The organism is Falsiroseomonas frigidaquae (genome assembly GCF_012163145.1).
GTDB lineage: Bacteria > Pseudomonadota > Alphaproteobacteria > Acetobacterales > Acetobacteraceae > Falsiroseomonas > Falsiroseomonas frigidaquae.
Window position 1 is genome coordinate 173,188 of record NZ_JAAVTX010000002.1, and the last position, 13,760, is coordinate 186,947.

The following is a 13,760-nucleotide window of genomic DNA, read 5'->3' on the forward strand; positions in this document are numbered from 1 at the left end:
CATCCGAGCCGCCGGATGGGGAGACCTCCGCATGCAGCTGCGCCGCCGCGGCCTGATGGCCGCCGCCCTTGCCCTTTCAAGCCCGGCTCTCGCCAACTCGGCCATGGCCCAGGGCTGGCCCGACCGGCCGGTCCGCATCATCGTCCCCTTCCCGCCCGGTGGGTCCAACGACATCATCGCCCGCCAATTGGCGGAGGCACTGCGCGAAAGGCTGGGCCAGCCGGTGCTTGTGGAGAACCGTGCCGGCGCCGGCGGCAATGTCGGCGCCGACAGCGTGGCGAAATCCGCGCCGGATGGCCTGACGCTGCTGCTGGCAGCCCCTGGCCCGCTGGCGATCAACGAGCATCTGTTCCGTGCCATTCCCTTCAACCCGCAGCGTGATTTCGCGCCGGTGGCGCTGGTGGCCACGGTGCCGATCGTGCTGATGGTGACGAAGGACCTGGCCGTGCACTCGGTGGCGGAGCTGGTGGCGATGGCGAAGCGGGACCCGGGCAAGCTCGCCTTCGGTTCCTCCGGCAATGGCAGCACCAACCATCTGGCGGGCGAGCTGCTGAAGGCGCAGGCCGGCATCGATATCGTGCACGTGCCCTATCGCGGCGCCGCGCCGGCAATGACGGATCTGGTCGGCGGCCAGATCCAGATGATGTTCGACAACATGCCGGCGGCGCTGCCGCAGGTGCGGGGCGGGCAGGTCCGCGGCCTCGCTGTGGCCGGCGCGACGCGGGCGGAGGCATTGCCGGACCTGCCGACCATCGCCGAATCCGGCGTGCCGGGATTCGAGGCGGAGGCCTGGTTCGGCCTGGTGGCGCCCGCCGCCACGCCCGCCGCGGCGCTGACCAGATTGCAGGAAGCATGCGGCGCGGCCCTCGCCGATACGGCGCTGCGGGCCCGCTTCGCGCAGGGCGGGGCACAGGCCGGGACGCGGCTGGGCGCCGATTTCGGCCGCTTCCTGGTGACGGAGCGGGAGAAATGGGGCCGCGTGGTCGCCGCCTCCGGCGCCACCGTGAACTGAACCTCGGCGAAGGGCGGCTTGCGGTGGTGTTCTGCCAAATGCAAGCCTCCTAAGCCCTTGTGCGGACACGGCCTCACGTCCTAGTTACATAGCCATGACGACCAGCGGGCGCGCCCTCCTGATCGTGGTCGTGGTCAGTGCGGGCCTCGCCACATTCCTTGCCAGCCGGTTCGTTCAACACGAGCCGGGAGGGGGTGCGGAACCGCGACCTGGCCCGGCGCAGGCGGTGGCGCCGCCGGCACCCGCGCGGCAGACGGTCTCCGAACCGCCCGGCCCAGCCCAGCCGAATCCTGCACAGCCCGGCGCCACGGCGGCGCTTCCCGCCACGCCGGTGCCTGGCGCGCCGGTTCGTGATGGGCAGGTTCGTGACGCTGCGGCACCCGAAAGTGCAGCACCCGCGGCACAGGCCACGGCGCCGGAGGGGCCGCGCTTCGACGTGGTGCGCGTCGGCGCCCGCGGTGGTGTCGTCGTCGCCGGTCGTGCCGCGGCGGGGGCGGAGGTGATCCTGCTCGAGGATGGCCGCGAGGTCGGTCGTGCCCGCGCGGATTCCCGGGGCGAATGGGTGATCCTGCCAGCCGATCCGCTGCGCCCGGGCCCGCACCAATTCGCGCTGCGCGCCCGCATCGGCGGGGTGGAGGTCGCAGGGCAGGACATGGTGCTGGTCGTGGTACCCGATCCGGCAACGGCGATGGCCGAAGCGACCGCGCGCGATGCCGCCGCCCGGGCGGAAGCCGCCGCCCAGGCGGCGCAGGACGCCGAGCGCGTCGTTGCGCAGCAGGCGGAGCGGGTGGCAGCCACGGCCCGGGCCGAGGCGCTGGCGCAGGCGGAGGCCCAGGCTGCCGCCGCGGCCGCGGCGGAAGCCGAGCGTACGGCGCGCGCGACCCGCCTGGCCGCTGCCGAGCAGGCGGCGCGGGAGGCTGCCGCCGAGCAGGCCGCAACCCAGGCCCGAGACGCCGCCGCGCGCGCCGAGGCCGTGGCGGAAGCCGCGCGCCAGTCTCGCTCTGCCCAACTCGCCGCTGCCCAACACGCCGCTGCCGCCCAGGCCGCTGCCGCGGCCCGCGAAGCGACGCTGCGGCTCGAAGCCGCGACACATGCCGAGGCGCAGGCCCGCACCGGGGCCGCCGCGGCGGCCGATCGCGCCGCCACCGCCGCCCAGGCCAGCCGCGAAGCCGCCGCAGCGCAGTCTCCGATCGCGCCAGCCGAGCGCGAGACACGGCTGGCTGCCGCCGAGAAGGCGGCACAGGAGGCCGCCGCCGAAGCCCGCGAGGCCGCCGCCCGCACCGCGGATGCCGCGCGCGCACAGGCCTTCGCCGCAGCCGAAGCCACCCGCCCGGCGAGCGCCGAGCAGCTGGCTGCTGCCCAAGTCACCGCCGCGGCCCGCGAGGCCGCCGCCCGGGCCGAAGCGGCCGCGCGCGCGGAGGCGCAGGCGATGGCCGAGGCGACGCGCCGCATCGATGCGGCCGTGCAGGCGGGGCTGGACGCCTCGCGCGCCGCGGAGCAAGCGGCGCAGGCGGAGGCCGCCCGTCGCGAAGCCGCGGCGCGGGATGCACAGGCCCGGGACGCGCTGGCCCAGGCCCGCGCCGCTGCTGCCCATGCCGAGGCCCAGGCGGCGCTGCGGGCAGCCCCGCCGCCGCAGGCGGCGCCTGCTGCGCCCGCCCCCTCGGCGCCCCAGGCATTGGTCGTGCTGCTGCCGCCGGCCGATGTGGCCCCGGCGCGCGTGCTGCAGGGCGGCGCCAGCACGCATGCCCTGGAGCTGGAGGTCGTCGATTACGACGATGCCGGCAGCATCCGCTTCGCCGGCTCCGCCGTGCCGGGCGCCTCGATCCGCGTCTATGTCGATGACCGCCATGCCGGCGATGCCGAAGTCGATGCCGCGGGCCGCTGGTCCGTGGTGCCCCGCGAAGCGCTGACGATCGGTCGCCACAGTTTGCGGGTCGATCAGCTTGCTGCCAATGGCGCCGTCGCCGCGCGTATCGAGCTGCCCTTCCAGCGCGACCGCCTGCCGATCGACAGCGTTGCCGAGGGGCGCGTGGTGGTGCAGCCGGGCAACAACCTGTGGCGCCTGGCGCGCGCCGCCTATGGCCGCGGCATCCGCTATACCGTGATCTTCCAGGCCAACCGCGACCAGATCCGCGACCCGAACCTGATCTTCCCCGGTCAGGTGTTCACCATCCCCTCCGCCGACGCGGGCGAGGCCGACATTCCCGCGGATTCCAGCCGGTCCAGATAGGGGTCGAGCGCCAGGGCGAAGCTCACCATGGCGCTGACCAGGGCGGTGGCTGTGGTGTCGCCCTGCAGGCTGAAATCGGCCTCCAGCCGGACCCGGTGGTCGGGCATCAGCCGCAGCCGCCAGCCCTGCGGCAGGTCGCCGGGCATCGCACCCAGCGCCGCGAAGGCGCCCGGCCGCGCCCCGGCATGTTCCGCCGTGTAGGGCACCGCGCCGGCCTGCGCCGCCAGGCTGATCTGCCCGTCCGAGAGCGTGGCAACGCAGCCCCGGCCGCGCCAGGCAAAGCGCAGCGCGGCGTCGCGCACCGGCCTCAGGGAACCGTCATTGCCGACCAGGAAAGGTCCGTGCGGAAGCTGCTGCATGGATGCATGTTGTCCGCGAAGGATGAACATACCATAAGCGCCCCATGAGCCTTATCTCCAGCGTCCGCCTCGTCGTCGCCAAGCCGCATCCGGCCGGGCGCCCCTTCATCCTCGGCGGTGCCGCCGTGGCCGTGGTGGGCGGCCTGCTGCTCGGCGGCTGGCTGTTCTGGCCAGGGCTGATCTTCACCCTGTTCTGCCTGTATTTCTTCCGCGATCCGGAACGGGTGCCGCCGCCGCGCGGCAATGTGGTGCTGGCGCCGGCCGATGGCCGGGTGGTGCTGGCGGGCCCCGCGGTACCGCCGGTGGAACTCGGCCTCGGCGAAGCGCCGCGCTATCGCATCTGCATCTTCCTGTCCGTGCTGGACGTGCATGTGAACCGCATGCCGGTGGATGGCGTTGTCACCCGCATCTCCTACCGCAGCGGGGCCTTTCTGAATGCCAGCCTGGACAAGGCCAGCGTGGACAATGAACGCAACGCCCTGGCGATCCGCATGACGGATGGCAGGGATATCGCGGTGGTGCAGATCGCGGGCCTGATCGCGCGGCGCATCCTGTGCCACGTGCGCGAAGGCGACCAGGTGCAGGCCGGAGACCGCTTCGGCATCATCCGCTTCGGCAGCCGCACGGATGTGTACCTGCCGGAAGGCGCCCGCCCGCTCGCCTCGATCGGCCAGCTGATGATCGGCGGCGAGACGGTAGTGGCGGAGCTGCTGCCGGTTCCCATCGCGGCCCCGTCCGCATGAGCCAGGAGCCGGAGGAGGGGCGCAGCCTGCGCCGCTTCCGTCGCCTGCGCCCGCGCACGCGGCCGCGGTTCGAGGGGCTGTCCTTCAACCGGCTGATCCCGAACATCCTGACCATGCTCGGCCTGTGTGCCGGACTGGTGGCGATCCGCGCCGCGATCGAGGACCGCTTCGCCCTCGCCGCCGCGTTGATCGTGGTGGCGGCGGTGATCGACGGGCTGGATGGCCGCCTGGCCCGGCTGCTGAAGGCGACATCCCGCTTCGGCGCGGAATTCGACAGCCTGGCGGATTTCCTGTCCTTCGGCGTGGCACCGGCCATGGTGCTGTATCTGTGGTCGATGCAGACGGTCGGGCCGCTGGGCTTCGTGCCCTGCCTGCTGTTCGCGGTCTGCTCCGCCCTCCGGCTGGCGCGGTTCAACGCCTCGCTCGACATCGGCCCGGCGCCCAAGCCCGCCTATGCCTACAACTTCTTCACCGGCGTTCCGGCGCCGGCCGGGGCCGGTTGCGCGCTGTTCCCGCTGTTCGGGGCGCTCGCCTTCTCCGAATGGGGCTGGATCGGCACCGGCGATGCCATCCGCCACCCGGCGCTGGTCGGGCTGGTTCTGGTGGCGGTGGGCGTGCTGATGGTGAGCACGCTGCCGACCTGGTCCTTCAAGAACTTCCGCATTCCGCGCGCCGCGGTGCTGCCGCTGCTGCTGGGCGCCGGGCTGTATGTGGCGCTGCTGGTTGCCGAGCCCTGGGCGGCGCTGGCGGCGGGCGGGCTGATCTATCTCGGCATGCTGCCCTTCTCGCTGCGCTCCTATCTCACCCTGAAGCGGGAAGCGGAGGCGATGATCGAGCCCGAGCCCGAGCCGGAGGCGGTGCTGAAGCCCTAGCCGGAGGCGGTGCTGAAGCCTTGGCCGGAGGCGGTGCTGAAGCCATAGGCTGAGGCGAAGGCTTGCTTGAGCCTCAGTCGAGGTCCCGGGCGTCTTGACGCCAGCCGGCGCCACGTCATCTGCCAGGACAATCGGCAAGGAACGGCACGATGGCGCGGGCAATCTGGAATGGCGCGGTGATCGCGGAAAGCGACCGCTTCGAGCTGGTGGAGGGCAATGTCTACTTCCCGCCCGCCTCGGTGCGGCCGGAGCTGCTGCGGCCCTCCACCCGCACCACCACCTGCCCTTGGAAAGGGACGGCGCGCTACCATGATGTGGTGGTGGACGGCCAGGTGAACGCCGCCGCCGCCTGGTACTACCCGGACCCGAAGTCGGCGGCCGCCAACATCAAGGACCACATCGCCTTCTGGCAGGGCGTGACCGTGGAGCGTTAGGCATCTTCAAGCCTTGCAGCCGTTCCGCCGTCCTCGCTTTCGGTGAAACGGCTCAAGGCAGCCCGCCTTCCCCATGATGTAACCACTTGCCGATGGCCCGGCTTTGCGGCAGCCTCCCGCGCCGTTGCCGGATCATTGGGGTAGCTGGCCATGCGTGTCTTCCTGCCCGCGATCGCCGCCGTGGCGGCTCTGTTCTCCCTGAACCAAGCCGTTGCACAGGATACCGCGCTGCTCGCGCGCGGGCGGCACCTGGTGGAAGTGACCGGCGCCTGCGGCAATTGCCACACGCCGATGGGGCCGCAGGGCCCGGTCGCCGGCAAGGCGCTGGCCGGCGGCACGGTCTTCGACGAGCCGCCCTTCCGCGCCGTCGCCCCCAACATCACGCCGGATCCGGAAACCGGCATCGGCCGCTGGACCGATGCGCAGCTCGCGCGGGCGATCCGCGAAGGGATCCGCCCCGATGGCAGCCTGATCGGCCCGCCCATGCCGATGACCCTGTATCGCGGCCTGTCGGACCAGGATGTGGCGGCGATGATCGCCTATCTGCGCACCGTGCCGCCGGTGGCGAATGCGGTGGAGCGCAGCGTCTATCGCATCCAGCTGCCGCCGGCCTATGGCCCGCCGGTCGCCAGCGTGCCGCCACCCGCCGACACGCCGGTGGCGCGCGGCGAATACCTGGCGAATGCCGTCGCCCACTGCATGGAATGCCACACGCCGATGCTGCCCGCCGGGCAGAATGACCGCACCCGCCTCGGCGCCGGCGGCATGGAGTTTCGCGGCCCCTGGGGTGTCTCGGTCGCGCGCAACCTGACGCCGCATGCGAACGGGCTCGGCGGCTGGACGGATGCGCAGATCATCCGCGCCGTGACCCAGGGCATCTCCTCCACCGACCGCCCGCTGGCGCCGCCGATGGCCTTCTGGGCCTATCGCAACATGACGCCGCAGGAACTGGGCGACCTCATCGCCTATCTGCGCAGCCTGCCGCCGCAGCCATGAGGAAGCCGGCATGAGCGTGCGCGGCACCCTGCCGCTGACGGTGGCCGGGCGGGCGGTGACCATCACCGGCGGCCCCTTCGATTCCATCCCCGACGGCGCCTTCGGGATCTGCCTCGAGATGGGGGCGGAGAAGGCCTGGCTGGCCGATGTGAAGCTGCCCACCGCGGATTTCGGCGTGCCGGAGCCGGCAGCCCTGCGCCAGGCGGTGGGCGAGGTGATGCGGCAATTGCAGGCGGAGCCGGACCGGCCGGTGCATATCGGCTGCCGTGCCGGGGTCGGCCGCACCGGGCTGTTCATGGCCTGCCTCGCCAGGGCGGCCGGGGTGGCGGGCGACCCGCTGGCGCATGTCCGCGCGCATTACCTGCCGCATGCGGCGGAGACGCCGGCGCAGGAAGCCATGGCGCGCGGCTTCACCTGGCCCTGAAGATGGCGCGGAGCACCCGCCCATCGATCGCCAGCAATCCCAGCCCGATGACCGCCATGCCGGCGAAATGCCGCGGCGCCAGCGCCTCATCCAGCGCCAGCGCGCCGAGCAGCAGGGCGGTAACGGGCACCAGCAGCGTCACCAGCATGGTGTTGGTGGCCCCGGCGCCGTGCAGGATGGCGAAGTACAGCGCATAGGCCAGCGCGGTGGCCAGCAGCCCCAGCGCCAGCAGGGCCGCCACCGCATCGGCGCCCGGCGGGGGCAGCGTCCAGGGCCGGTCGAAGGCCAGCACCAGCGGCAGCATCATCAGGGAGGATGCGAGGCATTGCCCGGTGGCCGCCGGCAGCGGCGCCAGGCCGGCGCGCCTCAGCCGCCGCGACCAGACGCCGGACAGGCCATAGGACAGGCAGGCCCCCAGGCACAGCGCGATGCCCAGCGCCTCCGTCGCCTCGCCGCGGCCGAAAGCGGCCGGGCCGGCCAGGATGGCGACGCCCAACAGGCCGAGCAGCGTGCCGGCGAGCCGGTTCGGCGTCAGCCGCTCATCCGCCGTCAGCCAATGCGCCGCCAGCACGGCAAAGACCGGCGTCGCCGCATTCACCACCGCGGCGAGGCCGGAGGGGATGAATTGCTGGCCGACCACGATCAGCGTGAAGGGGATGGCGTTGTTCAGCAGCCCCATGCCGGCGCAGGCCACCCAGGCCTCCCGCCCCCGCGGCAGGCGCAGCCGGAGCACCGCGCAGGCCAGTGCCAGCGCCGCGGCCGCCAGGGCGACGCGGGCCAGCACGATGGTGAAGGGCGGGAAGCCACGCAGCGCCACCGCCATGAAGAAGAAGGACCCGCCCCAGATGACGGAAAGCGCCAGCAGCAGCGTCCAGAGGCGGGCGGTCATCGGATTGGCCATGCAGGCTGGATAGGGCGTGGTGCCGGCACCGCGCCATCCGGTCGTTGCGCGGGTCTGTTACCCGATGCCGCGGATCGTGACCCAGCGCGGTGGGTCGCAGCTGCAACATGCAGAACGTGTCAGGCGTAGAGGTCGAGCAGCCGCTGCGGCACGCCGGCGGCGCGGGCGCCGGCAACCCAGCCGGCTTTCTGGCCTTCCGGCCTTGGCGCCACGCCCTGTTCGGGCCTGGCGGGGTCGATGTTGCGCTTGGCGCGGGCCACATCGGTGCAGTCGCGGCAGGGATAGCCGTTGACGATCTCCATGGCCCGGGATGATCGCGCCCGGGCGTGAAGGCACCGTCAACGACAGCCCTCTCCCCGGCCCGGGGAGAGGGCCGAGGGTCAGCTGAAGCCGAACTTCTCGGTCGCCGCGGCCTGCCGTGCGATGGCCTCCGCGGTCTGCTGCCGGATCGCTTCCGGCGTTGCGGTCAGGTCGGCCACGAACTGGTAAAGCCGGCGCTCGGACGGGGCGCCGCGATGTACGCCGGGGGTGACGTAGAAGGGTGCGTCCTCCGTCACCTGCGCGATTTCGGCCGCGGTCAGCGAGGCATCGGCCGGGGCCCGCTTCACATACCATTGCCGCAGCAGCACCGGGCTGCCGTCCAGCAGGGCCAGCGCGCCCTGGTTGCCATGGTCCAGCCGCCAGCGGTCGGAGGTCACTTCCTCCAGGCAGATGTTCATGTCGAGGCCGGCGACCTTGGCCTGCCACAGCGTGCAGCCGGCCTTGCGGCCGGTGGCAGCCGGGCGCAGCCGGGGCTTCGCGCGGGCGGGGATGGATTTCTCATCGAAGGCGGCCACCCAGAGGGCCAGCAGCCTCTCGATCTCGGCCGGTTGCTCGATCGCGCGAAGGCTGCGCGGTGGGTCCTTGCTCATGCTCATGTCCGGCGTGCCGCCACCACAATCCCCTTCGATTTCAACTCAGCAACCTCCTCCGCCGTGAAACCGTGGCGGGCGAGGATGTCGTCGCCATGCTCGTTGAAGCGGGGCGGGGCGGCGCGTGTGCCACCCGGCGTCCGGCTCATCTTGATCGGCGTGCCGAGGCCGCGGTAGCTGCCAAGCTCCGTGACCATCTGGCGATGTGCGGTATGGGGCGCATTCATCGCCTCGTCCACATGCATCACCGGCCCGGCCGGGACGCCGGCCTTCAGCAGGCGGTCGCACAGATCGTGCCCATCCTCCGCCGCCAGCCGCGCTTCCAGTATTTCCGTCAGCGTATCGCGGTTGTTCAGGCGATCGCCATTGGTCCGGAAGCGTGGATCATCCGGCAGGCTGTCGAGCGACAGGAACTTGGAGACCTTCCGGAAGGTCGGGTCGTTACCCACCGCGAGGAATATCTCGCAGGTCTTCGTCCGGTACTTGGAATAGGGCGAGATATTGGGGTGCGGATTACCCGTGGCCTTCGGGCGCTTGTCGTTCAGGAAATAATTGGCCGCCTGCGGGTGCAGCAGGGCCATGCCGCAATCATGCAGCGACATGTCCAGGAACTGGCCCTGGCCGCTGCGCGTGCGTTCCTGCAGCGCCATCAGGATGGCGATGGCCGAATACAGGCCGGTGGCCAGGTCCACGATCGGCGTGCCCATGCGCGTCGGCCCGCTATTCGGGTCGCCGTTGATCGACATCAGCCCGACCATTGCCTGGATGACGGCGTCATAGCCCGGCAGGGCGCCGAGCGGTCCATCGGGGCCGAAGCCCGAGACCCGGCAATGCACCAGCTTGGGAAAGCGCTTGGACAGCACCTCCTCATAGCCCATGCCCCATTTCTCCATGGCGCCGGGCTTGTAGTTCTCGATCAGCACATCGGCGCCGTCGAGCAGGCGCATCAGCACCTCCCGCCCCTCCGGCTTGCCGAGGTCGAGCGCGAGCGACTTCTTGTTGCGGTTGACGCCGATGAAGTAGCTGGCCGAGCCCTCCACGAAGGGCGGGCCCCAGTCGCGCACCTCGTCGCCCTGCGGCGGCTCGATCTTCACCACCTCCGCCCCGTGGTCGGAGAGGATCATGGTGCAGTAGGGGCCGCCGAGGACGCGGGTGAGGTCGATGACCTTGAGGCCGGCCAGCGCGCCGGGGGACAGGGCCAGGCCCTTGCCTTGGGCCATGGGAACGGCATCCGTCATGCGGCTAGTTTCCTGTCGAACACGCGGGCACAGAACTCCGGATAGGTTTCCAGCATCTCGTCGCAGATCGGGCCGCGCAGCAAAGCGAGCTCCGCCTCGGTCGGGTCCGGCGTATGCGGCACGTCATCCGCCACGTCGAAGTCGAAGCCGGTGGCGGCGCGGATACTCTCGACCGTCTCGCCAGGATGCACGCTGGCAAGGGAGAAGCGCGCGCGCTCAGGGCTGAACGAAAACACGCATTTGCCGGTAACCAGCGCCTGCGCGGTACCGCGGCGGAAGACGCCGGGCTCGGAGACGCCGGGGGCGGAGATATTGTCCACCTTCGGCACCAGGACACGGGCCGAATGCTCCTCCCGGAACAGGATGGTGCGCGGGGTCATGAAATACATGAAGGCGCTGCCGAAGCTGCCGGGGAAGCGCACGCCCCCCTGGGGAGACCCGCCGGGCCATTGGCCGGTGCCGACCAGGTTCAGGTTGGCCTGGCCGTCGATCTGCCCGCCGCCGAGGAAGAACAGGTCGATCCGCCCCTGCCCGGTCAGGTCGAACAGCTCCCGCGAGCCTTCGCTGAACGGATTGCCGCTGCGCTTGTGCAGCAGGGAAAGCCGCACGGGGTGGCCCTGCTTCTTCACCAGCCAGCAGGCCGCCGCCGGGATCGGGCTGGCCGCGCCCACCGCGATATGCCGGGCCGGCGGCGCCGCCGGGTCCAGGATCAGCCGCGCCAGGGTGGCGGCGAGGCGTTCTTCGAGCTTGATGGTCATTCGGCGGCGGCCTGTGCCTGCTGGTTCAGGACGTAGCGGTCCAGGTACTCGGCGAAACCGGCCTCGGTCTTGGCCAGCCGGGCGTATTCGGCGACATGCGCGGCGTCGAAGGCATATTCGTCCAGCAGCGCCACCGGCCAGGCGCCGCGCTCGGCCACCGCCACCGCCTCGATATAGGTGCCGCTGATGCAGCCGGGGGCGAGGCGCTCATCCTCCAGCATGTCGCCGGGCACCAGGCGTTCCACCGTCGCCAGCACGCGCTGGCTGGCATGGGCCAGGGTGGCGCATTCGCGGCGGCGGCCGACCCAGACATTGCCGGCCTCATCCGCCATGACGCCATGGATCAGCGCCACATCGGGGGACAGGGCCGGCAGCAGCACGATGGGGTCGGATACGCCATCGCCCATCGGGTTCGGCACCACCTTCCAATCCGGGCGGTTGCGCAGGATGTCGCTGCCGATCAGGCCGCGCAGCGCCATGAAGGGCACGCCCTTCTCGGTCGCCTGCAGCATGGAATGGATCGCGGGGCAGGTGGCGTCCCGCACCGTGATGGTGCCGGCCTTCAGCGCCGCGGAGAAGCGCGGCGCGAAGCCGGCCTCGCCGAGCGACACGGCGCTGGTCTGCACCTCCGCCACGCAGCCGGCGCCGATCAGCAGGTCGGTCGCGAAGCCGGAGACGGGCACGCCGAGCAGCCGCAGCCGCTTCGCGCCACGCCGCACCAGCGCCCGTGCCAGGGCGACGGAGGGCAGCGAATTGTCGGGGGGAAGGGCCAGCAGCGCGCCGTCCGGCACGGTCGCGGCCAGGCTGTCCGGTGTGTGTTCCGGGGTGCGAAGGGTCATGTGACGGTCCTCATGCAACCCTACCTACGCCGGGTTGCCGCGCGCGCGAAGGGGTCGCATGGCAAAGCTGTCATCCAATCGGTAGCATGGTGCCCATGCACCTGCTCGGCCCCCGCCTCACCCTGCGCCCGCTGACGCTGGCGGATCGCGATGCCGTCTTCGCCCTCAACCGCGATCCCGCGGTCATGCGCCACTTCGCCGCGCCGATGACCCGCGCCGAAAGCGATGCCTGGGTGGCGCGTCTGATCGCCCACCAGCAGGAACACGGCTTCTCCTTCGGCGCAGTGGACCTGCCCGGCGCGGGCTGCGTTGGCGTGGTCGGGCTGCTGGAGATTCCCTGGCAGGCGCCCTTCACCCCGGCCGTCGAGATCGGCTGGCGCATCGCCACCGCCCACCAGCGCCAGGGCCTGGCGGAGGAGGCGGCGCGGCTGGCGCTGGCGCATGGCTTCGGGCGGCTGCGCCTGCCGCGGATCGTCGCCTTCACGCCGCCGGAAAACGAAGCTTCCTGGCGGTTGATGGAGCGGCTTGGGATGCAGCGGCAGGGCAGCTTCGGCCACCCTCGCCTGCCGGCGGACCATCGGCTGCACACCCATTTGTGGTACGAATTGCGGCGCGAGGAGTGGATGGCGGCCCGCCAGCTGGACTGAAATGCTTGCGGCAGGGGGCAGCCCCGCCGCACCCTGACAGCATGAAGCGACCCGCCCTTGCGCTGGCCGTGGCCTGCGCCGCCCCGCTGCTCGTCGCCGCCATCGCCCCGGGCCAGACGCCGCCCGAGCTGGAGCGGCTGGGCTGGCGCAAGGTGCGCTGGCAGGGCATTCCGCCCGTCAGCTTCGGCGCCACCCCAAACGGCGGGGTGCGGGTGCTGGGGCAGGGCCAGGCGGCCTTCCTGTACCGGCCCTTGCAGGGCCCGGCCGCCTGCCTCACCTGGCGCTGGCGAGTCGATGCCGGGCCGCCGCCGACCGACCTGACCCGCAAGGGTGGCGACGACCGGGCGATTTCACTGACCATCGGCTTCACCGATTACGGCCCGGGTGCGGGCTTCGCCGCGCGGGCGCAGATGGCGATGGCTCAGGCGCTGGCGGGCGACCACCGTCTGCCGCGCAGCACGTTGTCCTATGTCTGGGGCGGCACGGGGCGGGAAGCCGCGGGCGGCTTCTTCGCCAGCCCCTACGGCCCGGCCATTTCCCGAATCCGCATCCAGCGGCCTGCGGCCACCCCACTCGGGCGCTGGGTGGAGGAGAAGGTGGACCTCGGCGCCGATTGGCGCAGCGCCTTCGGCGGTGCCGCGGTGCCAGCCTTGCAGGAGCTGGCAATCTCCACCGACGTCGACGACACCGGCAGCCGCATCGACGCAATGGTGGAGGATATCCGGCTGGTGCCCTGCTGACGCTTCCCGATGCCCGCTTCCCAATGCCCGCTTTCCAATGCCCGCTTTCCAATCCGGCGCGGGCAACCCATCTTGGTGGGATACAGGTGCCTGACGGATGACAGAGACAGCATGACGGTAAGCCGGGACGAATTCCGCGATGCCATGGCGCGGCTGGGTGCGGCGGTGAATGTGGTGACCTCCGCCGGACCCGCCGGGCGTGGCGGCTTCACCGCGAGCGCGGTGTGCAGCGTGACGGACGACCCGCCCACCTTGCTAGTGTGCCTCAACCGGTCCTCCTCCGGCAACGCGCTGTTCAAGGCGAATGGCGTGCTCTGCGTGAATGCGCTGTCCGCCGACCAGCATGCGATCTCGGATGCCTTCGCCGGGATGGGCGGGCTGAAGGGGGAACGGCGCTTCGATTTCGGCGCCTGGTCCACCCTGGCCACCGGCGCCCCGGTGCTGGATGCGGCGGCGGTGTCCTTCGACTGCCGCATTGCCGATGTGGTGGAAAAGGGCACGCACAGCGTGATCTTCGCGGAGATCCAGGCGATCCGGCAGGGCGTGCCCGGCCGTGCGCTGATCTGGTACGGCCGCGGCTACCACCCGGTGGGCCATGACGAGGCCGCCTTCTGACCAGAGCGCACATCCTGCGCCCACCTTGCCTGCGCCTCCGC

General features: G+C 71.6%; 17 protein-coding genes. 10 read left to right on the forward strand and 7 right to left on the reverse strand.

From position 1 onward, the window contains the following. The first annotated feature begins 31 nt into the window (after positions 1-31). Together HB662_RS05190 and HB662_RS29910 are read left to right on the forward strand one after the other, a co-directional pair. On the forward strand, positions 32-1,012 hold the full coding sequence (locus HB662_RS05190; protein ID WP_209443126.1) for a Bug family tripartite tricarboxylate transporter substrate binding protein: 981 nt from the start codon (positions 32-34) through the stop codon (positions 1,010-1,012). A gap of 226 nt (positions 1,013-1,238) precedes the next feature. Continuing rightward, positions 1,239-3,242, forward strand: a complete 2,004-nt coding sequence (locus HB662_RS29910; RefSeq protein ID WP_168047898.1) for a LysM peptidoglycan-binding domain-containing protein — start codon at positions 1,239-1,241, stop codon at positions 3,240-3,242. Here the strand turns inward: HB662_RS29910 and HB662_RS05200 are convergent. Then, complete coding sequence (locus tag HB662_RS05200; protein ID WP_168047901.1) at positions 3,170-3,601, reverse strand: hypothetical protein; 432 nt, start codon at positions 3,599-3,601, stop codon at positions 3,170-3,172. The genes HB662_RS29910 and HB662_RS05200 overlap by 73 nt on opposite strands. 44 nt (positions 3,602-3,645) lie before the next feature. Between HB662_RS05200 and HB662_RS05205 the strand changes: the two genes are divergently transcribed. From HB662_RS05205 to HB662_RS05225, 5 genes are all read left to right on the forward strand, one after another. Next, positions 3,646-4,344: a phosphatidylserine decarboxylase gene (locus HB662_RS05205; protein WP_168047904.1), complete on the forward strand. Its 699-nt coding sequence runs from the start codon at positions 3,646-3,648 to the stop codon at positions 4,342-4,344. Continuing rightward, complete coding sequence (locus HB662_RS05210; protein ID WP_168047907.1) at positions 4,341-5,216, forward strand: CDP-alcohol phosphatidyltransferase family protein; 876 nt, start codon at positions 4,341-4,343, stop codon at positions 5,214-5,216. Before HB662_RS05205 ends, HB662_RS05210 begins: the two co-directional genes overlap by 4 nt. Before the next feature lie 149 nt (positions 5,217-5,365). Then, the gene (locus HB662_RS05215) at positions 5,366-5,650 is read left to right on the forward strand and encodes a DUF427 domain-containing protein (RefSeq protein WP_168047910.1); all 285 of its coding nucleotides are present in this window, start codon (positions 5,366-5,368) and stop codon (positions 5,648-5,650) included. A 150-nt stretch (positions 5,651-5,800) separates the two neighbouring features. Then, positions 5,801-6,646, forward strand: a complete 846-nt coding sequence (locus HB662_RS05220) for a c-type cytochrome (RefSeq protein WP_168047913.1) — start codon at positions 5,801-5,803, stop codon at positions 6,644-6,646. A gap of 10 nt (positions 6,647-6,656) precedes the next feature. Next, positions 6,657-7,070, forward strand: coding sequence for a protein-tyrosine phosphatase family protein (locus HB662_RS05225; protein WP_168047915.1), 414 nt, complete (start codon positions 6,657-6,659; stop codon positions 7,068-7,070). Here HB662_RS05225 and HB662_RS05230 read toward each other — a convergent pair. The 6 genes from HB662_RS05230 to HB662_RS05255 all read right to left on the reverse strand — a co-directional run bounded on the left by HB662_RS05230 (position 7,057) and on the right by HB662_RS05255 (position 11,717). Next, positions 7,057-7,959 carry a DMT family transporter gene (locus tag HB662_RS05230; protein ID WP_168047917.1) on the reverse strand — a complete coding sequence of 301 codons (903 nt, stop codon included), beginning with the start codon at positions 7,957-7,959 and terminating at the stop codon, positions 7,057-7,059. The genes HB662_RS05225 and HB662_RS05230 overlap by 14 nt on opposite strands. Before the next feature lie 131 nt (positions 7,960-8,090). Further along, the gene (locus HB662_RS05235; RefSeq protein WP_168047919.1) at positions 8,091-8,273 is read right to left on the reverse strand and encodes a hypothetical protein; all 183 of its coding nucleotides are present in this window, start codon (positions 8,271-8,273) and stop codon (positions 8,091-8,093) included. A gap of 78 nt (positions 8,274-8,351) precedes the next feature. Continuing rightward, positions 8,352-8,882, reverse strand: coding sequence for a hypothetical protein (locus HB662_RS05240; protein WP_168047921.1), 531 nt, complete (start codon positions 8,880-8,882; stop codon positions 8,352-8,354). A 2-nt stretch (positions 8,883-8,884) separates the two neighbouring features. After that, on the reverse strand, positions 8,885-10,120 hold the full coding sequence (locus tag HB662_RS05245; RefSeq protein ID WP_168047923.1) for a CaiB/BaiF CoA transferase family protein: 1,236 nt from the start codon (positions 10,118-10,120) through the stop codon (positions 8,885-8,887). Beyond that, a complete protein-coding gene (locus HB662_RS05250; RefSeq protein WP_168047925.1) occupies positions 10,117-10,878 on the reverse strand; it encodes a CoA-transferase in 762 nt (253 codons plus the stop codon). The genes HB662_RS05245 and HB662_RS05250 overlap by 4 nt, the downstream gene beginning before the upstream one ends. Then, positions 10,875-11,717 carry a CoA transferase subunit A gene (locus HB662_RS05255; RefSeq protein WP_168047927.1) on the reverse strand — a complete coding sequence of 281 codons (843 nt, stop codon included), beginning with the start codon at positions 11,715-11,717 and terminating at the stop codon, positions 10,875-10,877. Before HB662_RS05255 ends, HB662_RS05250 begins: the two co-directional genes overlap by 4 nt. Before the next feature lie 95 nt (positions 11,718-11,812). Between HB662_RS05255 and HB662_RS05260 the strand changes: the two genes are divergently transcribed. From HB662_RS05260 to HB662_RS05270, 3 genes are all read left to right on the forward strand, one after another. Further along, the gene (locus HB662_RS05260) at positions 11,813-12,364 is read left to right on the forward strand and encodes a GNAT family N-acetyltransferase (protein WP_168047929.1); all 552 of its coding nucleotides are present in this window, start codon (positions 11,813-11,815) and stop codon (positions 12,362-12,364) included. Between the two features lie 41 nt (positions 12,365-12,405). Then, complete coding sequence (locus HB662_RS05265) at positions 12,406-13,104, forward strand: DUF3047 domain-containing protein (protein WP_168047931.1); 699 nt, start codon at positions 12,406-12,408, stop codon at positions 13,102-13,104. A gap of 111 nt (positions 13,105-13,215) precedes the next feature. Continuing rightward, positions 13,216-13,719, forward strand: coding sequence for a flavin reductase (locus HB662_RS05270; protein WP_168047933.1), 504 nt, complete (start codon positions 13,216-13,218; stop codon positions 13,717-13,719). The last annotated feature ends 41 nt before the right edge of the window (positions 13,720-13,760 follow it).